Below are 451 nucleotides of genomic sequence, written 5' to 3' on the forward strand. Positions count from 1 at the left end.
TTTTGGACTCTTATTATAATTATTATTTTGTGATATATTGTTAATGATACTATTTGTTTCAATTTTGCTTAAAATTTCTTTTTGCTCTAATACATTTATGCAGTATTCATCAAATTCCTTTGAACGTAAGTCAGTAAAAACATCGTTTTTCATATATATGCTCTTGCTAGTATTCTTTTGCCCCATATACTCAAAGTTTTGATCACATTGAGCAGAAAGTTCCTTGCAGCTCCACAAAAGGCTCTCAACGTCCTTTTTTCTAAATTTAAGATCTTCGGTAAGCGTTTTTAGGCTAAGCTCATAAGATATGCTTGCCGAAAAGTATTGCTCATTCTCTTTCAATTCTGGACTTGCCTTAACTAGGTTGCCAGCATCTGTATAGAGCGTGTTTAATGGTTTAACTAAACTTAATCTTTCATCAAAAGATAGCTTGTCCAGCATTGCTTCATAT

General features: G+C 32.2%; 1 protein-coding gene. It reads right to left on the reverse strand.

The genetic code is table 11. The features are described 5' to 3' along the window. The coding region (locus CYP28_RS10435; RefSeq protein ID WP_181000445.1) for a hypothetical protein at positions 1-451 on the reverse strand (451 nt) is incomplete at both ends.

It is taken from the genome of Campylobacter concisus (assembly GCF_002914195.1).
In the GTDB taxonomy this organism is placed as follows: Bacteria; Campylobacterota; Campylobacteria; order Campylobacterales; family Campylobacteraceae; genus Campylobacter_A; species Campylobacter_A concisus_M.